We start from the raw sequence: 22,330 nt of genomic DNA on the forward strand, positions 1-22,330 counted from the left end.
CTGAGCGCAGCACGAGGTCGAGCCTCGCGTGCTCAGGAAAAGATCGCCTCGATATCCGGCGACGCGTCTTTCACCACTTCAAAGTTCAGCGTTGCCTCAATGTGCTCGAGGTGCTCCAGCATGCACGCTGCCGCACGTGCGCCATCATGCGCCTCGATCGCATCGATCAGGTCGCCGTGCTCGTGATGGGGACATGCGGGAGCATTCGGCTTGTCGTACAGGGTGATCACAAGACACGTCAACGGCGCGAGCTCGCGCATCAATCGCAACAGGATTTCGTTGCCGACCATCTCTGCAATCAGCACATGAAATTCTCCGGACAGCCGAATGATTGCCGGCCGGTCGTTGTGCTTGCGTGCGTCGCCTTCCTGCCGCACGTGCTTTCGCAACGCGCGCACCTGCGCGGGCGTTGCCGTGCGGCTCAGGAGCCGGGCCATTTCAGGTTCGATCATGCGCCGCGTGACGAATACGTCACGGGCCTGCTCGACGCTCGGGCTGGCGATGAATGCGCCGCGATTCGGCACCAGTTCGACCAGCCCCTCATGCCCAAGCTTGTTCAGTACCTCGCGGATTTTCGTGCGGCTCACCCCTGACATTTCTGCGAGCCGCTCCTCGATCAACTTGGTGCCTGGCGCAAGACGATGTTCAAGCACGGCTTTCTGGATACGGCCGTAGATTTCCTCGTTCGAATAGGGCGCCCTGGGCGCAACACCCTTGCTGGAAGGTGTAACGGAGGCTCGGTTCAAAGTGCGTCTCGCAGCTAGAAAAGAATCGATGATAGAACAACCGAGGGGATTTTTGTGCACATAAATTCGCCGATCCCGTGCGCTTCCCCGGCTTCTCTCAACCCGCTACGCGCGTCAAAAGCGGGCACCGCACACTGGTAACGCCCGCCGCGCACCAGCCGAGCACATCTCGACGTGAGCCGCACTGCAACGGCGCAGCACTGATTCGATCCGGACAGCCACTGCACGGGCTGTGCCGGCCCGCTCTCAGGACGAATACCTCCCGATTTTATTTGAATACAATTACTAGGCCTTTTGTTGGCACGCATGTTGCTCTTCGATTCGTCTGCCAATTTGGCGTCCACCCATCGGAGAGAAAGCCTCATGTTTCGTCGTGCACTGGTCGTCGCCGCGTTCATCGGACTCACCGTCAACTCTCAGGTTCACGCCGAAAGCAGCACGAGCAAGCCGGAGGTCAAGCTGGGCTTCGCAAAGTGCGCGCAGTGCCTGTCGATGGCGCTCGTGCCGCAGTTCACCCAGGACGCGAAGATCGACACCATCAACTTCACGTCCGGGAATGACGTGCTGACCGCGCTCGTCTCGCACAGCGTCGACATCGCCCAGGTGACCTATCTGCATTTCGTGACCGCACTCGACCGCGGACTAGACGTCGTGGCCGTATCCGGACAGGTCAACGGCGGCTCCGAGATCCTCGTGCGTAACGGCATCGACCTGCAGCAGAACGACTGGGCTGGCCTGAAGAAGCTGGTCGACGCGGCCAAGGCGCATGGCGCACCGCTGCGGATCGCGGCATCGCGTGGCAATGCGCAGGATCTCCACATGCGCGGGGAACTGCAGATGCACGGCATCGACCCCAACAAGGACGTGCAGTTCATCAACATTCCGAATCCCGCCGACCACGTCAGCGCGCTGCAGCGAGGCGAGATCGACATCGTCTGTTCGGTTGAACCGTTTGCCTCGCAGATCCGCCTGTCTCACGCGGGCAAGCTGTTCAACTATCCGTACGATCAGGCGGCCGGCAAACTCAGCAATCTGATCGTCACGCGGCCCGATGTCATCAAGGATCATCCTGAGGCGGTCAAGGCCACCGTGGCTGCGGTCGTCAAAATGGTCGACAGCCTGAACACGAGCCATGCCGGGTGGCTCGCGTCGATCAACCAGTACACCGCGCTCGATCAAACAGTGGCCGTCGAGTCGCTCAAGAACGCCTATCCGGACTATCACATGTATCGCACGCAGACGATCGCGATCGCCAAAATGATGAAGGACCTGCACTACATTTCGACCGATGTGACGCCGGCGATCGACAAGAACATGGACTACACCTTCCTCAGCGACGCAACCGGTAAGCCGAAAGCGGCGCTCGGATTCTGACCACGGACTCGGCGCCCTACATCCAACCATGAACTATCAGCGAACGCACCGGACCCTCGATGTGGCGTCCAGCAGCAGGAGCGTGACATTGTCCGCCACCTTCGCAAAGTCCGGCGCGCGCATCCGCGTTGGATTCGTCAAGTGTCTCATTCCGGTGGTGCTCATCGCGTTCTGGGAACTTGTCGCACGCTCGGGGATCATTCCGGCGTCGTTGCTGCCCGCACCGTCACGCGTGGTGACCATATGGGCAGACTGGGTCTTCGCGACGGACGGCTCGTCGCAAGCCGACAGTGGGCGCTGGATCTTCGACGCAGCGGCGAGCATGTCACGTGTGCTGTCGGGCTACCTGATCGCGACGATCTCAGGCGTGCTGCTCGGTATTGCGATCGGCTGGTGGCGCTGGATCGAGCAGGCGGTCGAGCCGACGCTACAGATGCTGCGCCCGATCCCGCCGGTCTCGTGGATCCCGCTTGCGATCATCTGGTTCGGCATCGCCAATAAACCCGCCATCTTCCTCGTGTTCCTCGGCGCGTTCTTTCCGATCCTGATGAACACGATTCACGGCGTGAAGGCCACCGACCGCAACCTGATACGGGCCGCCGCGATGATGGGTTCGACGCAGTTCCAGCTATTGCGCTTCATCGTCCTGCCGGCGGCGCTGCCGAGCATTTTCGCAGGCCTTCGCATTGCGATCGGCTCCGCGTGGATGCTCACCGTGACCGCCGAAATGGTCGCGGTGAAGAGCGGGCTCGGCTATGTCCTATGGGACTCTTACTACTTTTTGCGCTACGACCTCGTGATCGCGGCGATGGTCAGCATCGGACTGCTCGGTTACCTGTCCGACCTCGCGATGAAACGGACCATGACCGCGATGCTTCACTGGCAGCGCCGCGGCGCCGCCGGCCGCCACTGAGCGGGCCGCCCAGACCCGCCACCACAGATTCAGGAACGCAACTCATCATGGCCTTTGTGGAACTCGACGACGTCTCCAAAGTATTCGCGGATGCAAGGGGCGGCACCGGTCTGCTCACGCTCGATCACGTTTCGTTGAGTCTGGAAAAGTACGAGTTGCTCTGCGTGCTCGGACCGTCCGGCTGCGGCAAGTCGACGTTGCTCAACATGATTGCCGGATTTGAGCACCCCACATCGGGCACGGTGCGCGTCGACGGCAAGCCGGTCACGGCGCCCGGCGCGGATCGCAGCGTCGTGTTCCAGCAGGCGACGCTGCTGCCCTGGCTGCCTGTATGGGAAAACGTCGCGTTCTATCACAAGCTGCAGGGTCGCTCGAAGAAAGAACGACAAGAACTCGCTCAGCCGTATATCGACCTTGTGGGCCTGACGGGTTTCGAGCATCACTACCCGGCCGAACTGTCAGGCGGGATGAGCCAGCGTGTGGGGATCGCGCGCGCGCTGCTGCTCGACTCCAGCGTCATCCTGATGGACGAGCCGTTTGCCGCGCTCGACGCGCAGACGAAGTCGGAAATCCATGAAGAACTGGTGACGATCTGGCAGAAGTCTCGGGCCACGATTTTCTTCGTGGCGCACAGCATCGAAGAGGCGCTGCTGCTCGGCACCAAGGTTGCCGTCATGTCCCATCGGCCTGGCCGGATTTGCGAGCTGATTCCGGTCGATTTGCCACGCCCGAGAGATACCACGTCACCACAATTCAACGATCTCAAGCGGTATGTGCTTGCCCTGGTACGCGCGCAAGGCGCGGCGGCAGGCCGCCCGGCGCAGAGGGCCGCCTGAAGGCGTGAGCCGGGGCATCACGCATTTGCCGACGTTTTGCCTGCGCGGCCGCATCCGGAAAGTCAGTTGAGCGTGTATTGGCGCGGTTCCATCACGCAACGCTTCGGCCGCAACGGAACATCGTCCAGGCGACCGGCCGGGGCTCGCACTCGCCGGGTCTCCACCGAATGGAAATGCATTTTTGTGTATACGATTTTCTCGTAATTCTAAACTTATACGGGTCAAACAATACACAATTTGTGTTTGCCAATAGTCACCTTCCTGCCCATTTTTGGTGCCTGATGTTCTGTTTTGGTGACCAACATGCACCAGTATCTTACGGCGACAGTCGCTTTGTGTATGAGCAGCACTCTTCTATTAGTCTGCCACATGGCGGCCAAAAGGCCGTCCAACCCGCAATATCACCAATGCCTATAAATTGCATACAGTCGTGTTCATATTGCGTACGATCTATCAACTTTATGTTGGCACACATATTGCGTTGCTATACGCAATAGGCACCCTTTGCGGTGCAGCCAGCCTGAAAGCTTACCCCTCGTATGGAAATCATGACGCAACGCACTTTGATTGGCATGTTGACCCCGTCTTCCAACACGACGCTGGAACCCGTCACCTCGGCGATGCTATCGGGGCTGCCGGAAGTCAGCGCCCATTTCGGCCGCTTCCGCGTGACGGAAATCGCCCTGTCCGAGCGTGCACTGGCACAGTTCGAGGACGAGGAAATCCTCGCTGCAGCAGGCTTGCTCGCCGATGCAAAGCTCGACGTGATCGGCTGGAACGGCACCTCGTCGGGCTGGCTCGGCTTCGAAGCGGACGAGCGCCTGTGCAGCAGCATTACCGCGCGCACCGGCATTGCCGCCTGCACGTCGGTGCTGGCGCTCAATGAAATTTTCGCGAAGACCGGCGTACGCCGCTTCGGGCTCGTCACGCCATATCGCGACGACGTGCAGGCCAAAGTCGTTTCCACCTACGGCGGCGCCGGCTTCGAATGCGTCGGCGAGCGCCATCTGAACAAGCAGGATAATTTTTCGTTCTCGGAAGTCACCGCGGACACGCTGCGTGAAATGACCCGCGAGGTTGCGAAAAGCAAGCCCGACGCCATCGCGATCTTCTGCACGAATCTGCGCGGCGCGCCGCTCGCCGAAGAACTCGAGGCCGAACTCGGCATTCCGGTGTACGACACCATCTCGACAGCCGTCTGGAAAGCGCTGCGGATCAGCGGTGTCGACACTTCGCGCGTAACGGGCTGGGGCAGCCTGTTCCGGGAGGTCATATGAGCGACGCGGCCGCCTTCGACCTCGTGATCCGCAACGCGGATGTCGCCAGTGCGGCAGATCGCTTTACCGCGGACATCGGTGTGCGCGGCGGACGCATCGTCGCGCTGGGAAGCGGACTTGCGCGCGGCGCCAGCGAGATCGACGCGGCCGGCCGGCTGGTGACGCCAGGCGGTGTGGACAGTCACTGCCATCTCGATCAGGACACCGGCGACAACAGCGTGATGGCCGACGACTTTCTGAGCGGCACCGTATCGGCCGCTTGCGGCGGCACCACGACAGTCATCCCGTTCGCGTGCCAGCAAAAGGGACAAACCTTGCGCGCGGCGATCGAGACGTACCATCAGCGCGCCGACGGCCGCGCGATCATCGACTACGCGTTCCACCTGATCGTTACCGACCCCACGCCGTACGTGCTCGAACAGGAGCTGCCGCAACTGATCGAAGAAGGCTACACGTCGTTCAAGATCTACATGACGTACGACGCGCTCAAGCTCAACGACCGGCAGATGATCGAATTGCTCGCGCTGGCCCGCGCGCACGGCGCGATGGTGATGATCCACGCCGAAAACGCCGACTGCATTGCCTGGCTGACGGAGGCCCTGCTGGAGCAAGGCATCACCACGCCGATCGGCCATGCGCTGTCGCGCCCGATGCTGGTCGAACGCGAAGCGACTCACCGCGCCATCAGCCTCGCCGAGCTGGTCGACACGCCAGTGCTGATCGTGCACGTCTCCGGCCGCGAGGCCATCGAGCAGATCCGCTGGGCGCAGGGGCAAGGCCTCGCCATCTATGCGGAAACCTGCCCGCATTACCTGCTGCTTACCGAGGACATGCTCGAAGACGGCCCGCGCGGATATCAATGCATCTGCAGCCCACCGCCGCGCGACGAAGCCAATCGGCAAGCGGTCTGGGACGGTCTTGTGAACGGCACGTTCCAGGTCCTGTCCTCCGACCACGCGCCGTTCCGCTACGAAGGCCCGCACGGCAAGCAAGTCGCCGGCGAAAACCCGCGCTTCGATCAGGTGCCCAACGGAATTCCGGGCATCGAGACGCGCATGGCGTTGCTGATGTCGGAAGGCGTGTTAAAAGGCCGCATCGATGTCCATGCGTTCGTCGCGCTGACCGCGACTAACGCCGCCAAACTCTACGGGCTTTATCCGCGCAAAGGTTCGATCGCGATCGGCGGCGATGCCGATCTGGTGATCTGGAACACCGAGCGCACTTTCACGTTGACCAACGACGCGTTGCACCACAACGTCGACTACACCCCTTACGAGGGCTGGCAGATGAAGGCGTGGCCGGCGCTGACACTCTCGCGCGGCGCCGTGGTATGGGACGGCGAGGCGCCATGCGCGATGCCTGGCCGGGGCGAGTTCCTGCCCGCATTGCGCCCGCAGTTTGCGCAGCCGCACCGTCCGTTGAGCCCGCGCATCGAGCCCCATCGGGTGCTGTCGCGCTATGCGTTGCCCGCCGCTTATCGAGGCTGAAGAAAGGGATGCCGGTTGGGTTCACTGCACGCCGGCTGGCCGCTTCCTTCGCCGTTTAAATGGTTTGACCTTTCCTGGAGAGCCTGATGTCCGACCGTATTTCGCGCCGCCAATTCCTTCGACGCGCCGGCGCGGGCGCTGCCCTGCTGTCCGCCGGCCTGCCGCGCTTCGCCCTGGCCGCCGGCCTCACGCTTGACGATATCAAGAAGGCCGGCGTGCTGCGCATAGGCTGCGAAGCGACTTATCCGCCGCTCACCTATCGCGACATGAACGGCACGATGATCGGCTATGACGTCGATCTCGCCAACGCGTTCTGCCGCAATCTCGGCGTGAAGGCGCAGTTTATCGACACCGTCTGGTCCGGCGTGATCCCCTCGCTCTACACGAAGAAGTTCGATCTGGTCATGAGCAGCCTGAGCTATACCGCCGAGCGCGAAAAGCACGTGGACTTCTCGGTGCCTTACGTCGAAGCGTCGCAGGCGCTGCTGATCCGGGCAGCTGATCAGAAGAGCGTGACCGGCCTTGCCGGAATGAATGGCAAGGTGCTCGGCCTGAAGCTGGGCTCGCCTGGCCAGATACTGGAACCGAAGCTCGACGCGCAAATGAAAGCGGCCGGCGGAGCGGGCTTCAGGCAGGTCAAGACTTTTGACGACCACCCGGCCGCCTACATCGCGCTGGCCGAAGGCAAGGTGGACGGCGTGCTCAACACCTTGCCGACGCTTGCGCTGGTGCTCAGGAACGCGCCGGGCAAGTACGCCATCGTCAAGGGCATCGGAGCGGACAACTGGGCCGGCATTGCGGCGCGCACCGACGATACGGCGCTGATCAGCTTTATCGATCAGCAATTGCGCAAGTTCAAAACCGACGGAACGTTGCATGCGTTGCAGCAGAAATGGTTTGGCTTCGACATGACTTTGCCGGACGCCATTCCGGTGCTTTCCTGAGAGCTTCGCGGAAATGGACTGGAGCATTATTGTCATGGCGCTGCCGATCCTCGCGGTCGGCTTGCTCGCTACGCTGAAGGTTTGCCTCGCGGCGATCGCGCTCGGCATCGCGCTCGGCTTCTTGCTGGGCTTCGGCGCATTGAGCCGCTACAGGCTGGTCCGCATCGCGGTGCTGGCCTATGTCGATTTCGTGCGCGGCACACCGCTGCTGGTGCAGATTTTTCTCGTGTATTTCGCCCTGCCGGTGATTGGGATCAACTTCAATGAATATTGGGCCGGTGTCATCGCCCTAAGTCTGAATGCGGGCGGCTTCATCTGCGAAATCGTGCGCGCGAGCATGCAGTCGATCGATCGCGGCCAGACCGAGGCGGCGCAATCGATCGGCATGCGGCACCGTCAGATCGTTCTGCACGTGCTATTTCCGCAAGCGTGGCGGCGCATCCTGCCGCCGCTCACCAACGAGCTGATTTCCCTGATCAAGGGCTCGGCGCTGCTGTCGGCTATCTCCGTGTATGAGCTTACCCATGCGGGGCAGGAAATCATCGCCACGTACTTTTCGCCGTTCGAGATTTTCCTGCTGATCGCGCTCTACTACTACGCATTGATTTCGGCACTGGCCTGGCTGTCGCGTTACCTCGAGCGGCGACTGCCGCAATTCTGACTTCATGAGCCTTCTTCCCGAGCATGTCTACCAACGCCATTGCCACTGACCTTTCCCTTGCGGGCGCCCCTTCGCGCGAGCGCGAGGCAGCGGCCGTGCCACTCCTGAGCGTCGACGGACTCCACAAACGCTTCGACGATAAGGTCATACTGCCATCGGTGTCCCTCTCGGTGGCGCGTGGCGAGACCGTGGTCCTGATCGGCCCGTCGGGATCGGGCAAGACAACCCTGCTGCGCTGTATCAACTTCCTTGAGAAGCCCGACGGCGGCACGATCCGGCTCGGCACGCAGCGCATCGGCGTGTCCGAGAGCGGCCGCGCTCTGCCCGAGGCGGAACTGGCGCGGCAGCGTTGCCGCTTCGGCTTTGTCTTCCAGCGCTTCAACCTGTTCGCGCATCTGAGCGCGCTGGACAATGTCGCCGCCGGTCCGCAGCGCGTGCGGGGTCTGTCGCGCGACGCGGCCCGGGCGCGCGCGCAGGTGGCGCTGGAAAAGGTTCACCTCGGACAGCACATCGGCAAGCGGCCTGCGCAACTGTCCGGCGGACAGCAGCAGCGTGTCGCGATTGCACGCGCGCTCGCGATGGAGCCCGAGATGATCCTGTTCGATGAACCGACCTCGGCGCTCGACCCCGAACTGGTCAACGAAGTCCTCGACGTGATGCGCGATCTCGCGACGGCGCGCATGACGATGATGGTCGTGACCCACGAAATGAGTTTCGCGCGCAATGTCGCGCATCGTGTGGTGTTTATGGACGCCGGCTCGATCGTCGAGCAAGGCACGCCCGGAGAAGTGTTCGGCGCCCCGCGCGAAGAGCGCACCCGACGCTTCCTGCAGCACCTGCATACCTGAACTGAATGAGTTGGCTGATGACTGTTTCCGATACTGATTTCGATTTGCTGCTGCTGGGTGCAACCGTAGTAACGATGGACCCGGCGCAGCCGCTGCTCCACAACGCGGCGATTGGCATTCGCGGCAACCGCCTCGCTTTTGTCGGCCGCGCGAATGATCTGCCCGTGCGGGCTTCCGCGCGGTCCACGCGCCGGCTCGACGGACGCGTCGTCGTGCCCGGCTACGTCAATGTGCACACCCACGCGATCCTCACGATGGTGCGCGGCGTCGCGGAAGACCTGGGCTTCGCGCCCGCGTACACGCCGGGCATTCCGCACGGCCACGACGTTCGCCCGGACGAGGCGATCGCACTCGCGCGCCTCGGCGCGCTTGAGGCGATGCTGTTCGGTTCGACGCTAATCAACGACAGTTACGTGCATGCCGATCTGACGATGGAGGCCATGGCCGAACTCGGCCTGCGCGTGTATTCGTGCGGGCGTCTGCACGACGTCGACTTTTCCGGCGTAGCGGACGGGCGCTGGGAATACCACGCCGCGACCGGCGAGCGCACCCTCAACGAAGCGCTCGCGCTGGCCGAGCGCTGGCATCGCAAGCGCGACGGGCGCACCGGCGTCCAACTGGCCGTGCATGCGCCGGATACCTGCTCCGACGACTTCCTGCGTCTGATCGCGGACGCGGCGCGCACGCACAACCTGGGCGTGAGCACGCACCTCGCGCAAAGCCGCACCGAGGTCCGCGAAGTGAAGCTGCGCTCGGGTAAGAGTCCCGCGCAACTGCTCGACGACGTCGGCCTGCTGAACGAACGGCTGGTGGCCGCGCATTGCCTTTACCTTGACGACGACGACATCGAGCGGGTCGGCCGCGCGGGCATAACGGTCGCGCATATCCCCAAGGGCAACGCGACCGGCGGCACGATGGCGCCTACGCCTCGTCTGCGCGCCGCTGGCGCGCGCATTGCGCTCGGCACCGACAACATGCACGCCGACATGACCGAGGTGATGCGCTGGGCGCTCGCCATCGCACGCATCCAGTTGGGCGAGGTCGCCTCTGACTGGCAACCCGCCGACGCGCTGGCGATGGCGACGCACAACGGCGCGACCGCGATGGGACTGGGCGACGAACTGGGACGCCTGCAGACGGGCTGGCTTGCGGACCTCGCCGTGTTCGATTTTCGCCGCGCGCATCTGACGCCGCATCCGAACCCGCTCGGCACGCTGGTGCATACCGGGCTCGGGCGCGATGTGGAGATGGTCATCGTCGACGGTCGCATCGTGGTGGATGGAGGCGCGCCGACCCTGTGCGACGCCGACGCGGTGATCGCCGCGGCACGAGAGGCCGCCGCGCAATTGTGGAAAAGGGCAGGCTGATGAGCACTCCAAACAGCATCGACTCGCCGGCTGAGCTCGGCGCTTCGAGCGTCATACCGGCACCGTCGCGCGCCGGCGTGTCGCAAGCCGGTGCCGCGGTGCAGATGCGCGGCATCAAACACCGTTTCGGAGCGGTGCCGGTGATCGAAGACGTCACCCTCGACATCGCCGCCGGCGAACTGGTTGCGTTGCTCGGCCCGTCGGGCTGCGGCAAGAGCACCTTGCTGCGCATTCTGGCGGGTCTGCAGGCGCAGTCGGAAGGCGAAGTGCATATCGGCGGGCAGCGCGTGGACGGTCTCGCGCCGCGCCAGCGCGGCGTGGGCATCGTGTTCCAGAACTACGCGTTGTTTCCACACATGACGGTCGCGGCTAACGTCGCTTACGGGCTGGAAGCCAATGGCGTCGCCCGGCGCGACGCCTCGCGGAAGGCCGCGCAGATACTCGACATGGTACGCATGGAAGCGTTCGCCAAGCGCTATCCCCGCGAGCTGTCGGGCGGCCAGCAGCAACGCGTCGCGCTGGCGCGCACGCTCGCGGTCGAACCGCGCATTCTGCTGCTCGACGAACCGTTCGCCGCGCTCGACAAGAACCTGCGACTCGATATGCAGATCGAGATTCGCCGTCTGCAACGCGAGCTGAACATCACCACCGTCATGGTGACGCACGACCAGGAAGAGGCGATGAGCATGGCCGACCGGGTCGCGGTTCTCAATCGCGGACGGCTTGAGCAATACGACACGTCGGTTGCCATCTACGACCGGCCGGCGACGTCGTTCGTCGCCACCTTCGTCGGCACCGCGAACCTGCTGCCAATCCAGTTGCGCCAGCAAGGCGACGACTTCCATGCGGGCTTCGAAGGAGGCGCGGTGCTGGCGGTTCCTCAGGCAGGACCGTGGCGCAAGACTGGAGCCGCGTTGCTGGCCGTCCGCCCTGAGCAATGGGAGTGGCAGTTGCCGCAGTCCGGCACCGACACGACCGAGTTGCTGGCCACCGCCCAGCTGGCTATGCCGATCGGCCCGACATTGATCGTGGATCTGCAGCTCGACGGCGGTCAGCCGGTGAAGATTTCGATGCCCCGTGCTCTGGGCGCCGCCTTGAGCCCGGGAATGCGCGTGGCGCTGACGCTCAAACCCGATGCGCCGGTGCGCACGTTCAGCGCGCCGCAAAGCAGCGCGGCCCGTCTCTGAACCATGGCCGACCCGGTGTGTGATTCGTCCGCACGCCGTTCTTGTTGACTCGCTATCGCGGGCCCGTCCCGTCACATTCTCCATTAGAGGTCCTATGTCGCTGATCAATCACCAACGTCGCAAAATCCTGCAAGTGATGGGCGCCGCCGGCGCGGTCGGCCTGTCGCTCGGAAGCGGCATCGCCAGGGCAGCGTCCGGGTCTCTAGCGGCCACCACCTTTCCCGGCGCGTGGGAAGAGTCGCAACGCAAGATCCTGCTGCCGGCGTTTCGCAAAGCGTCCGGCGTCAGCGCGGTTCTGACCGCGTCGCAAGCGGTCGACACGCTCACCAAGCTGGTGGCCGCCCGCAACAACCCGCCTTTCGACGTCGTCATGATGGACGAGGGCCCCTATCTGCAAGGCATCGCGCAAGGCATGTTCGAACCGATACCGGCGGCGCGGGTGCCGAACCTCACGAGCCTGCCGGCGCATTTCGTCGATGCGAAGGGCCTCGGTGCCTATGTCTCCGCACAGGTCTACGGCATCGCGTACAACACGGAGCGCGTGAAGACCACGCCGAAGTCATGGAACGATCTGCTCAAGCCGGAATTCAAGGGCCGCGTCGGCCTCGTGAGTCTCGACTCGACTCTCGGCACCGTGTGGATGGTGGCGCTCGCCAAGATGCTCGGCGGCGACGAGGATCACCTGGATCCGGCGTTCGATTACATCAAACGCCTGATGCCGAACGTCGGCGCGGTCGCCGCGAATCCGGGCGCGCTGGGCACGCTGTTCCAGCAGGGTCAAGTCGATATCGCCTGCCACTACATCAACAACGTCGAATCGCTCAAGGCCAAGGGCGTGCCTATCGCGCTGACGCGCCCCGACAGCAACTGGGGAATCGTGCGCAGCACGATGAATATCGTCAAGAACACTCGGGTGCCGGACCTGGCCGCGGCGTACATCAATACGGCGCTGAGCGTCGAAGTGCAGCAGCAGATGACCGGCGCGCCGTACTACGTCGCGCCGACGAACACCAAGGTGCCGTTCGGTGCGGCGCTCGCGGCGATCGCGGATAACGCCAACGAGATGACGTCGTTTGTCCAGGTCGACTGGGCGCGCATCAACCCGCGCCGCGCGGAATACATTGATCGCTTCAACCGTCTGGTGAAGGTCTGACGCATCATGAGCCCGAACTACCGGATGCCGCGCGACTGGCTGCTCGTGCTGCCGCTGGCGCTGTTCTTTATCGCGTTCGTCGGCGTGCCGCTCGGGCTCGTCGCGCTAATCAGCCTGCACAGCGATGCCGCCATGACGCATTTCGGCATCCGCCAATACCTGCTGTTCTTCGGCGACAGTTATAACCGTGGAATCCTCTGGCAGACGCTGATACTGGGCGTCGCCACCACACTGGTGACGATCGTGCTCGGCTATCCAGTGGCGCATCTGTACGTCGTGAGTTCGCAACGCTGGCGGCGCTTCCTGATCGTGCTGATTTTGCTGCCGCTTCTGACGAGCTCGGTCGTGCGCACGTTCGCCTGGGTGGTGATCCTCGGCAACGAGGGGCTCGTCAACGAGCTGCTTCTCGCGCTCGGCCGTACCAGCCCGCCGTTCAGGCTGCTCTACACGCCGCTTGCGGTGATCCTGTCGCTGGCCCAGATCGAGCTGCCGTTGATGGTGCTGCCGCTCGTCACCACGCTCGGCTCGCTCGACACGCGCTTGCCCGAGGCCTCGCATGCGCTGGGCGCGAGCAGCTGGCGCACCTGGTGGAAGATCACCGTGCCGTTGGCAATGCCGGGTTTGCTGAGCGGCACGTTGCTGGTCTTCACCGGTGCGGTAAGCGCCTTCGTGGTTCAAACGCTGGTGGGCGGCGGCCAGTTGATGTACATGCCGTTCTATATTTACGAACAGGCGATCCAGACGCAGAACTATCCGTTTGCCGCCGCGCTCGCGATGATCCTGCTGTTGAGCGTCCTGGCCGTCGTTACGCTGCTCAACTATTTCGGCCGCAAAACGAGGGGATTTGTCCATGGCTAAACACATGCTTGCAGCGGCGTCGGCCATGCCGGCGCGCCGGGCTCGGCTACGGCAGCTGTCGTTCAATGCGGCGATGGGACTGATCGGCGGCTTCGGGCTACTGATGCTGATCGGCCCCACGCTAATCGTGCTGGTGACGTCGCTCACGTCGGGGTTTTCGTTGAAGTTTCCGCCGCCGGGCCTGTCGCTGCGTTGGTATGACGCGCTGATCTTCGATTCGCCCGAGATCATCGACGACCTGCTTCTCAGCCTGAAGCTTGCCGGCGCGGCAACCATCTGTGCGACCGTGCTGGCGGTGGCGGCTGCCGTGACTCTGGCGCGCCGCCGCACGATGACCGCGCGACTGCTCGACTCGTTTTTCATGGCGCCGCTGACGATTCCTTCGCTCGCGCTCGGGCTGGGTATCCTGATCCTGTTCAACCTCGAAAGCGCCGGATTGTCGTTCTACAGCCTGCTTGCCGGGCACATCGCGTTGTGCGCGCCCTATGTGTTGTACACCACCTCGGCCAGCTACGCGCAGCTCGATCCCGCGCTGCTCGACAGCTCCAGGTGCCTCGGGGCGAGCGGCTGGTTCACGTTCCGGCGCGTCGTATTGCCGGTGCTCGTGCCCGGCATCGCGTCGGGCGCATTCATCGCGTTCATGAATTCGTTCGATAACGTCGCGCTGTCGCTGTTCCTGTCCGATGCCCGCTCCGAAGTGTTGCCGATCCATCTGTGGCACATCATCGAGGACAGCCTGGACGTGCGGGCGGCCGCAGCCTCGGGTGTGCTGATCGTCGTGACCTTGATTTCGATGTTGTTGATGGAGCGGCTCGCCGGACTGTCCCGGCAGTTTCGCTAACCGCTGCAACGAGTCTTTGTCCAATCAGGTGAAAAACGTGCGCAAGATACTCTCCAACGTGAAGGCTGTGCTCGGCGCCGAGCAGCGTTACGTCCCGCGTCCCGTCGACGTTGTGATTGAAGGCGAGCGGATCGCAGCGGTCGTGGCCGGCGGGAGCGCCACCGACGGCGAGCGCGTGCCGCTCGACGGCTGCCTGCTGGTGCCGGGGCTCGTGAACGGCCACCAGCATTCGCACGAGCATTTTCATAAAGGACGGCTCGAAAACCTGCCGCTCGAACTGTGGATGCACTATGTCCGCGCGCCTCGTCCGGTCAGGCTCACGCCGCGCCAGGCCTATCTGCGCACAATGGTGGGCGCGCTCGAGGCGCTGCGCAGCGGCGCGACCACACTGGTGGATGACGTAAGCCTCGGCCAGTCGATCGACCCCGCCACCGTCGAAGCCATTTTCCAGGCCTATGAAGACGCGGGCATTCGCGCGTTGGTCGGCTTTTCGATGATGGACCGTGCGATCGTCGACAACTTCCCGGACGTCGACACGATCTTTGCGCCCGATCTGCTCGCGCAACTGCGCGCCCAGCCGCGGCCCTCGCCCGACGCGTTCTTTGCTCTGCTGGAAACCCGACTCGCACAGCACCATCCGCACCACAACCGGGTGAGCATTGCGATTTCGCCTTCGGCGCCGCAGCGCTGCACGCCTGAATTTCTTGCGCGTTGCCGCGCGTTTGCCGATGCGCATGCACTGCCGGTGATTATCCATGTGCAGGAAACATGGCTGCAGGTCGTCACGGCGCAGGCCTTTTACGGCAAACCCATGGTGATGCGTCTCGCCGAACTCGGCTTTCTGCGGCCGGGCACCTCGCTGATTCACGCGGTGTGGCTCTCGGATCCCGAGATCGAGTGCCTCGCTCAGTCGGGTGCCAGCGTGCAGCACAACCCGTGGAGCAACCTGATGCTCGGCTCGGGCGTGCAACCGGTGCGCGCGCTGCTCGACGCGGGCGTCAACGTGAGCCTGGGTTCCGACGGCTGCGCGTCGACCGTCACCGGCAATATGCTCAACGTGCTGGGCAGCGCCGCAGCGCTTTCGAAGATACGCGGCAACGACCATTCGCGCTGGTTATCGGCATCCGAAGCGCTGCGCGCGGGCACGGTGGGCGGAGCGAGCGCGCTCGGACTCGGCGGCCAGCTCGGCGCGATTGCGCCGGGTTATCGTGCCGACCTGGTGGCGTATCGCACCGATACGATCAGCTTCACGCCGCTGACGGACCCGGTGCGCCAATTGGTCTACGCCGAACGCGGCGCGTCGATCGACAGCGTCTTCGTCGCAGGCGACGCCGTGTTGCGCAACGGAAGGCTCACCCGCGTCGACGAGCCGGCGCTTTTGCGTGAAATCAGCGCAGCCTACGAGGCGCTCAGCGCCGAGTTTGATCTCGCCGATGAATCGGTCGCGCCGCTGCGCGCCGAAATGGAAAAGGTGTATGCGCGGGCCCAGACGCTGCATCCGGAGTGGGAACCCTATGCGGCGAAGCTAGCTCGCTGACGTGCGATGTGGCAGGCGCGGGTTGCGAACGCAAGTTTGCCCGATCTGCGTCGGAGTTCTCAATGTAGCTCCGCGCCGAACGATTGATAGTGCGCTCCACGCATCAGTTCGCCCCGCCCGCGTTGGCCGACGAACTGATTCGCTACGATACGACGAGCAGCCGATTAAATCTCGGCTTGATCGAAGCGATCCGGGACCGCCTTCGAACCCATCACATCGAAGCCTTGCGGCTCGCCCGATACGGTGTTGCTGCCTGGCTTTGCTTGCGAACGTTCCCAATAATTGCCCTGATGCAGTGGAGTGTCAGGTCGCCACTGCGGGTAATTTGAGCAAATCCAGAAAAGCACGGGCGACGGGCACGAGTGGTTCTGCGGCGCTGCCCTTGAAAACAGCCGCGAGTTCCCAGCACGGCTCCTCGGCTTCGCGCAGAGTCGCCGTGGCGATCGGCGCGCCACGCGTGTCGCGCACCCTGGCGGAGGCGACAGATTCCGGCACGATCGTTATCGCAAGCCCCTGCGCCGCCAATTCAAGCAACATCGGCATGTCGTTGACCTCGAAGCTGATCTGGCGCTGCAGTCCCGCGGCGGCAAAGCTTCGATCGACGAGCCGTCGCACGCTCCATTCTGGGCGCAGATCGGCGAACGTTTCTTCGCAAAGATCCGCGAGCTTTAGCCCATTAGCCCCCGCCAGTCGATGATGCGTCGCGCAGACGACGACCATTCCCTCACACGCGAACATTTGCGATCCGAGATCGTCCGGTGGCGAATCCGAGGGCTGGGTAAAAGCGAGGTCAAGACGTCCTTCCCGCACCTCGTCGATCAACGCGCGCGAGCCATCGAGTGTCAGGTGGATATCGATCCCGCCGAACGCGGCCCGAAACCGCCCCAAGGTAGCAGGCAGATCGACATAAGGCGCGAGACCGTGAATGGCGCCAATGCTGAGCCGGCCGCGTGCGAGCCCGTGCACTTGCGTCACGGCGTGGCGCGCGTCGCGCGCGGCCGCGAGCACCCGCCGCGCTTGCGCGAACAGCACTTCGCCGGCAGGGGTGAAGTCGACTCGCCGCGTGCTGCGGATGAACAACGGTCCGCCCAGCTCGTCCTCCAGTAAGCGGATCGACGCGGACAAGCCGGACTGAACGAGGTTAAGTCGCCGCGCCGCGCGCGTGAAATGCCGCTCTTCTGCGACCGCTACGAAATGTTCCAGCTGCTTCAAGTCCACGTTAGCACCCTTCTCACCACAGACGATTGATCACGAAAACCGCACAATTGGATCATATCTTTCTATTGGAATGTTAAGTCGATCTTCGATATTGTCGGATGCTCCGGAGCGTCAGAGGACCACCGGGCACGAAGTGCTCGCGCAGTGGGGACTTAACGACCGCACCGCGGCCGTGGATTCCGGGCAACATTTATGGAGATTGCTTCATCATGGAATACCGTCAACTGGGCCGTTCGGGCCTGAAGGTGTCCACCATCACGCTAGGCACGATGACGATGGGCGGCAAGGGCAAATTCGCGAGCGTCGGCGAGGTTGGCCTCGACGATGCGCGCCGGCAGATCGACATGTGCATCGACGCGGGCGTCAACCTGATCGATACGGCAGATGTCTATTCCAATGGCGCGTCGGAGGAAATCGTCGGCGAAGCGCTCGGCGGCAAACGCAAAGGCGGCGTGCTGATCGCCACGAAGGCCCGCTTCCCGATGGGCGACGGTCCGAACGATCGGGGTCTGTCGCGGCATCATCTGATAGAGGCCTGCGAAGCGAGCCTGCGGCGCCTCAAGACCGACGTGATCGACCTCTATCAGGTGCACGAATGGGACGGACTCACGCCGCTGGAAGAAACGCTTGAAGCGCTTGATCTGCTGGTTCGGCACGGCAAGATCCGCTATGTCGGTTGCTCGAACTACTCCGGCTGGCATTTGATGAAGGCGTTGCACGTGAGCGAACGCGATCGTCTACCGCGTTTTGTGAGCCAACAGATTCACTACACGCTCGAAGCACGCGAAGCGGAATACGAACTCGCGCCGATCGCGCTCGATCAAGGGCTCGGCATTCTTGTCTGGAGCCCGCTCGCAGGTGGCCTGCTGTCCGGCAAGCACCGCCGCGACACGTCGCCCGAGGGAACGCGCCAGCTCGCCGGCTGGACCGAGCCGCCGATCCGCGACGCGGAGCGCCTGTGGTCGATTGTCGACACTCTGGTCGAGATTGCCGGCGAGCACGATGTCTCGGCCGCGCAGGTCGCGCTTGCGTGGACGCTCGGACGCCCCGCCGTCACCTCGGTCATTATCGGCGGACGTAACGAAGCACAACTGCTCGACAACCTCGGCGCCGCGAATCTTACGTTGACCGCACAGCAGCGCGAGCGGCTCGACACGGTGAGCGCGCCGCCCCTGCTCTATCCATACTGGCATCAGCTACAGACGGCCCATGATCGCCTTGGGGCGCCTGACCTGTCGTTACTGGAACCGTATCTCGACGCACAGGGTCGGGCTCTGTCGCAGTAAGACGATCTGCGATGGTGAGCGTCCTTGAAACGAACACTATCCGTTGGATGTAATCCTGATGTGCGTGCGCTGGTATGTGGCCTATCCGCTGAGCCTTCGTCACCTGAAGAAATGATGGCTGAGCGTGGAATCTCGGTGGATCATTCGACCGCGCACCGCTGAGCGATAAAACTGTTGCCAGCGCTGGAGAAGTCGTTTCGCCATCGCAAGCGTCCCGTCGGCAAGAGTTGGCGTGTCGATGAAACCTACATCAAGGTCAAGGGCCAATGGAAATATCTGTACCGCGCCGTCGACAAGGCCCGTAACATCATCGGTTTTCTATCGTCAAACAGGACCACCGGGCGATCAAGCGACGCACGCGATCCATGCTGGGATTCAAGACCTTCCGCTGCGCCCGGATCCTGCTGGGCGGCATCGAAGTAGTGGTCGCGGAACCCATCTGTCCGCCACCGATCAATTTTACGACCTCGCAATATAAGCAGTACTGTGCATATCGATTTCGTTCACCCGCATTCCTTACTGCGATAAAACCACCGTGAGTCGAGATTCCACTCGTTCAACGAGCGTCGATTTCCTGCGCGGCCTGGCGTTGATCGCGATTACACTCGACCACGTCTCGCACAGCGCTCTCTCGCATCTGACACTGCATACCTATGCATTTTGCGACGCGGCGGAAGTCTTCGTCTTTCTCGGCGGCTATGCGAGCGCCGCCGCTTATTGCGCGTTGACAGCGCGCGGTGGCGCAGCGCAGGCTCAGCGCCGCTTTCTAAAACGCAGTGGGGAAATCTATCGTGGCTATCTGCTGACGGCCGCTCTGATGCTGCTTTGCGGCCTGACAATGATCGCGTTGCACATTCACACCGCCGTACTGACCTACACCGATGCGCCACTGTTTTTGGTCCGGCCGTTCCAAACGCTACTCGATATCGCCACGCTACGGCGCCAGCCTGATCTGGCTGCGGTGCTGCCGATGTATATCGGGTTCGCGCTGTGTGTGCCGCTGGTCGCGCCGGTCGTTCGCCGCCAGCCGGCCACCGCCCTGCTGGCGAGCCTGGCGTTGTGGCTGTGCGCACCTTCGCTTGCGCATCTGCTGCCGAGCGCCGACCCTATCGGCTGGTCATTCGATCCGTTCGCGTGGCAGTTGATGTTTATGCTTGGCATGCTATGCCGGCTGCATCCGGTGTCCGCCGTGTTCCAGGCTTCGCGCGCCGGACTGCGGCTGACCTGGATCGCGCTTGTCGTCGCACTGGCTTTTGCCACTTACAGGTTGCTGATTGAGAACCAGCCGGAACCCGGCTATTTGAAACAGCACCTGAGTTCCCTGAGAGTCGTCAGCTTCATCTCGATCGCCTGGCTGGTCGCCCAATTGAGCCGGCTCGGTTGGATCGACCGGCTGGCCGCGGCGCTACCGCCAGTGGTCACGGTCGGTCGCCAGGGGCTGACCTGTTTTGTCTGGGGAACGCTCATTTCGATCGTTGCCGACACCGCGCTGCAGGTCGCGGCGCCCGCCTTCCATACACGCACGCAAGCGGTTGCCGCGGCGCTATCGGCCGACTTGCTGACGGTCGCAGCGGTACTCGCCGTCGCCATCGCTACCGCCAGGCTCAAAGCGAATCGACCGATATCGCAGCGGCAACACAGAACTGGACAATACGGATGCCGAGCCCCTGCTCCGAAACAAGAACGGTCGATATCGGGGCGCCGCGTCTGGGAGACGCGCCGCAGTTCTACTTCACGGTATCGGTTCGACTTCCGCGGGGTATCGCGCCCAGCCGGCCGGTCTCCAGGACAGCTTTCGGGTCGTGGCGTGGGTCGCCCCAGGTTACAGTCAGAGCGCACCATTGCGGGTTGCGACACCGGGGATTGAGGGCTATGCCGACGCGCTCACGGACCTCATGTGGGCACTGGACATCGGCACCGCTGCCATTGTCGGCAGTTCGCGTGATTACCGCCGCCTTTGTGAATCGCTATCCGGAGGCAACGGTCTTCACATCGAAACCTGTTGGACTGATTCGGTCTGCGGTTTCAATCAGGTCGAGATACCGGGAACAGGAAGAGCCCGCGCCTTGACGATTGCTGCAGAGGAAAAATCGCCGCGTCAGTTCGTGCGAACGCCGCTCGCGGACACGGCGGCGCGGGCCTTCGAAGGATGACCAAGACCGCTCTCTTGCAGCCAATAGCCAAGGCCGACGAAGATTCCGCCACCGGCCAGATTGCCCAGCGTGACAAAAAGTTCGTTATGCAAAGCACCGGCAAACGTGATGTTGGCCGGGTGCTGGCCGATTAGTGCAAGCGCGAACACGAACATGTTTGCGACGCTGTGCTCGAAGCCGCAGGCAACAAACGCAAACACGGGCCAAAAGATCAGTCCCAGCTTTGCACCGTCATTATTCGTTCGAGCTGCCATCCAGATCGCCAGGCAGACAAGCCAGTTGCACAGGAGGCCCTTCGCGAACAGCGGAACCCCAGGCGTCGCCATCTTCGTTTCGACCGTCCTGAAGAAAATCTCTGAACCGTCGGTTAGCAGGACTCCCCCCCCGGCTGCGTGCAGTATCACCGCGAGCACGACAGCGCCGATCAGGTTGCCGATCCAGCATGTCACCCACACTAGGAGCATGCCACCCACGCCGGTCTCACCCCGAAATACAGCAAGCGGCATATACATCGCCGTGCCGGTGAACAGATCGGAGCCAGCGAATACCACGATGGTGAGGGCACACGCGAAAACCCCGCCCATAATGAGGTGCACATAAGCTGGATCGACATGCGAGCCAACTGAAAACATAAGAATGTCGCCGAACCCGATATAGGCGCCAGCCATTGCCGCGCCGATAAGGAAAGAGAGCGGCGAGCGGAGAACGACCGACAATTTATACGCACCGGCTTTCGAGAACTTATCAATACTGTCTGCGTACATCACTGCTCCGGAAAAGAATCCCCCGTATCGGCTGCCCGGGGAGTACCAAATTAGCGCACATGATAGGTCGGTATAAGCCATTCTTCATTATCAAACCGGCCTGAAAGGGTAACATCAGCCACTTCTTGATGCTGTATCCCTGTCGGAGGCCGGCTTCTGTGCTCCTTTCTGTTGCGGACGCATCGAAAGGGCGTTCGACCTAAAGATCGCTTGCTTAAATGAGGAGGTGTTCTTTGAGTTACTGTCCAGTGGGGCTTACCGACTGAAACCTATTTCCTGAAGGCGCTGGAAAGCTCGCGTACCTCGAGTTCTATGTGAGGCCGAAAAAAACTCGCAAGGATATTTTGATTGTCAGCGTGGCTCTACCTCAAACGCACAATAGAGACTTGTGCGAACAGGACTTAATTTTAGTGGTTTACCTCCCTAGACTTTGGTTCCGGCTCCGACTGACAGTTTGGAGTAGAAACTTTGACCGTAGGTTCATCATGAAATCGCTTATCGAAGCCATTGCAGTTGCCGCAGTATTCGCCGTCCCGGCTGTTTCGTTTGCTCAATCGAACGCGCCTCTTACCAGCATCGCCGTGCAGAACGCCACTGCGCCCGGCTACGGTGGTGTTGCCGATGGCACATCGGCGTCAGGTTCACATCATCCGCTTCGTTCGATGGAACGGATGGTCCATCGAATCGATCATGAGATCCGTTCGTCGATTCGTCCGGACGGCAATGACGGCATGAAACCGATTTACTTTGGTTCTTGAATACAGGCACAGGCGCGAAAGTCGCAAGGTCTTGCTGACGGCGAGGAGCGTCTGGGCTATCTGTCGCCGGCCGCTCTTACGCAGCGATTCGATTTCAGTAAAATCGCTCCTTAACCCGTCGG

Annotated in this window: 20 protein-coding genes and 2 pseudogenes; 18 read left to right on the forward strand and 4 right to left on the reverse strand. The window is 62.5% G+C overall.

Going from position 1 to position 22,330, the window contains the following annotated elements; translation table 11 throughout:
* Nucleotides 1-32: 32 nt before the first annotated feature.
* Nucleotides 33-746 (reverse strand): GntR family transcriptional regulator, encoded by a 714-nt coding sequence (locus OKW43_RS40445; protein WP_187638884.1) that lies wholly within the window; start codon nucleotides 744-746, stop codon nucleotides 33-35.
* A 363-nt stretch (nucleotides 747-1,109) separates the two neighbouring features.
* Between OKW43_RS40445 and OKW43_RS40450 the strand changes: the two genes are divergently transcribed.
* The 14 genes from OKW43_RS40450 (at nucleotide 1,110) to OKW43_RS40515 (ending at nucleotide 16,029) form a co-directional block, all read left to right on the forward strand.
* Nucleotides 1,110-2,120: an ABC transporter substrate-binding protein gene (locus tag OKW43_RS40450; protein ID WP_429454387.1), complete on the forward strand. Its 1,011-nt coding sequence runs from the start codon at nucleotides 1,110-1,112 to the stop codon at nucleotides 2,118-2,120.
* A gap of 121 nt (nucleotides 2,121-2,241) precedes the next feature.
* The gene (locus OKW43_RS40455) at nucleotides 2,242-3,033 is read left to right on the forward strand and encodes an ABC transporter permease (RefSeq protein ID WP_429454768.1); all 792 of its coding nucleotides are present in this window, start codon (nucleotides 2,242-2,244) and stop codon (nucleotides 3,031-3,033) included.
* A gap of 47 nt (nucleotides 3,034-3,080) precedes the next feature.
* Complete coding sequence (locus OKW43_RS40460) at nucleotides 3,081-3,869, forward strand: ABC transporter ATP-binding protein (RefSeq protein WP_429454389.1); 789 nt, start codon at nucleotides 3,081-3,083, stop codon at nucleotides 3,867-3,869.
* Nucleotides 3,870-4,417: 548 nt separating this feature from the next.
* Complete coding sequence (locus OKW43_RS40465; protein WP_187638881.1) at nucleotides 4,418-5,146, forward strand: maleate cis-trans isomerase family protein; 729 nt, start codon at nucleotides 4,418-4,420, stop codon at nucleotides 5,144-5,146.
* A complete protein-coding gene (gene hydA, locus OKW43_RS40470; protein WP_429454391.1) occupies nucleotides 5,143-6,633 on the forward strand; it encodes a dihydropyrimidinase in 1,491 nt (496 codons plus the stop codon). The genes OKW43_RS40465 and hydA overlap by 4 nt, the downstream gene beginning before the upstream one ends.
* 86 nt (nucleotides 6,634-6,719) lie before the next feature.
* Nucleotides 6,720-7,577, forward strand: a complete 858-nt coding sequence (locus OKW43_RS40475; RefSeq protein WP_429454393.1) for a transporter substrate-binding domain-containing protein — start codon at nucleotides 6,720-6,722, stop codon at nucleotides 7,575-7,577.
* Between the two features lie 34 nt (nucleotides 7,578-7,611).
* Nucleotides 7,612-8,238 (forward strand): amino acid ABC transporter permease, encoded by a 627-nt coding sequence (locus OKW43_RS40480; protein WP_429454395.1) that lies wholly within the window; start codon nucleotides 7,612-7,614, stop codon nucleotides 8,236-8,238.
* Between the two features lie 23 nt (nucleotides 8,239-8,261).
* On the forward strand, nucleotides 8,262-9,086 hold the full coding sequence (locus OKW43_RS40485) for an amino acid ABC transporter ATP-binding protein (RefSeq protein WP_429454397.1): 825 nt from the start codon (nucleotides 8,262-8,264) through the stop codon (nucleotides 9,084-9,086).
* A 17-nt stretch (nucleotides 9,087-9,103) separates the two neighbouring features.
* On the forward strand, nucleotides 9,104-10,453 hold the full coding sequence (locus OKW43_RS40490; protein ID WP_429454399.1) for an amidohydrolase family protein: 1,350 nt from the start codon (nucleotides 9,104-9,106) through the stop codon (nucleotides 10,451-10,453).
* The gene (locus OKW43_RS40495; RefSeq protein ID WP_429454401.1) at nucleotides 10,453-11,640 is read left to right on the forward strand and encodes an ABC transporter ATP-binding protein; all 1,188 of its coding nucleotides are present in this window, start codon (nucleotides 10,453-10,455) and stop codon (nucleotides 11,638-11,640) included. The genes OKW43_RS40490 and OKW43_RS40495 overlap by 1 nt, the downstream gene beginning before the upstream one ends.
* A 94-nt stretch (nucleotides 11,641-11,734) precedes the next feature.
* Nucleotides 11,735-12,793 (forward strand): ABC transporter substrate-binding protein, encoded by a 1,059-nt coding sequence (locus OKW43_RS40500; protein ID WP_429454403.1) that lies wholly within the window; start codon nucleotides 11,735-11,737, stop codon nucleotides 12,791-12,793.
* A 6-nt stretch (nucleotides 12,794-12,799) separates the two neighbouring features.
* Nucleotides 12,800-13,651, forward strand: a complete 852-nt coding sequence (locus OKW43_RS40505; protein ID WP_429454405.1) for an ABC transporter permease — start codon at nucleotides 12,800-12,802, stop codon at nucleotides 13,649-13,651.
* On the forward strand, nucleotides 13,644-14,492 hold the full coding sequence (locus tag OKW43_RS40510) for an ABC transporter permease (protein WP_429454407.1): 849 nt from the start codon (nucleotides 13,644-13,646) through the stop codon (nucleotides 14,490-14,492). Before OKW43_RS40505 ends, OKW43_RS40510 begins: the two co-directional genes overlap by 8 nt.
* A 37-nt stretch (nucleotides 14,493-14,529) precedes the next feature.
* Nucleotides 14,530-16,029 carry an amidohydrolase family protein gene (locus OKW43_RS40515; protein ID WP_187638875.1) on the forward strand — a complete coding sequence of 500 codons (1,500 nt, stop codon included), beginning with the start codon at nucleotides 14,530-14,532 and terminating at the stop codon, nucleotides 16,027-16,029.
* Between the two features lie 303 nt (nucleotides 16,030-16,332).
* Here OKW43_RS40515 and OKW43_RS40520 read toward each other — a convergent pair whose 3' ends face one another.
* Nucleotides 16,333-17,037, reverse strand: coding sequence for a LysR substrate-binding domain-containing protein (locus tag OKW43_RS40520; protein ID WP_312892996.1), 705 nt, complete (start codon nucleotides 17,035-17,037; stop codon nucleotides 16,333-16,335).
* A 36-nt stretch (nucleotides 17,038-17,073) separates the two neighbouring features.
* A pseudogene (locus OKW43_RS40525) lies at nucleotides 17,074-17,247 on the reverse strand (LysR family transcriptional regulator); the annotation flags it as partial.
* Between the two features lie 209 nt (nucleotides 17,248-17,456).
* Here OKW43_RS40525 and OKW43_RS40530 point away from each other — a divergent pair.
* From OKW43_RS40530 to OKW43_RS40540, 3 genes and pseudogenes are all read left to right on the forward strand, one after another.
* Nucleotides 17,457-18,533, forward strand: a complete 1,077-nt coding sequence (locus OKW43_RS40530) for an aldo/keto reductase (protein ID WP_429454410.1) — start codon at nucleotides 17,457-17,459, stop codon at nucleotides 18,531-18,533.
* A 58-nt stretch (nucleotides 18,534-18,591) separates the two neighbouring features.
* Nucleotides 18,592-19,011: pseudogene (locus OKW43_RS40535) on the forward strand (IS6 family transposase).
* Between the two features lie 57 nt (nucleotides 19,012-19,068).
* Nucleotides 19,069-20,400, forward strand: coding sequence for an OpgC domain-containing protein (locus OKW43_RS40540; RefSeq protein ID WP_429454412.1), 1,332 nt, complete (start codon nucleotides 19,069-19,071; stop codon nucleotides 20,398-20,400).
* 231 nt (nucleotides 20,401-20,631) lie between these two features.
* Here OKW43_RS40540 and OKW43_RS40545 read toward each other — a convergent pair whose 3' ends face one another.
* On the reverse strand, nucleotides 20,632-21,450 hold the full coding sequence (locus tag OKW43_RS40545) for a formate/nitrite transporter family protein (protein ID WP_429454414.1): 819 nt from the start codon (nucleotides 21,448-21,450) through the stop codon (nucleotides 20,632-20,634).
* A gap of 485 nt (nucleotides 21,451-21,935) precedes the next feature.
* Here OKW43_RS40545 and OKW43_RS40550 point away from each other — a divergent pair, with 485 nt between their 5' ends.
* Nucleotides 21,936-22,208, forward strand: coding sequence for a hypothetical protein (locus OKW43_RS40550; protein ID WP_187638872.1), 273 nt, complete (start codon nucleotides 21,936-21,938; stop codon nucleotides 22,206-22,208).
* The last annotated feature ends 122 nt before the right edge of the window (nucleotides 22,209-22,330 follow it).

It is taken from the genome of Paraburkholderia sp. WC7.3g, from assembly GCF_050436345.1.
GTDB lineage: Bacteria > Pseudomonadota > Gammaproteobacteria > Burkholderiales > Burkholderiaceae > Paraburkholderia > Paraburkholderia podalyriae.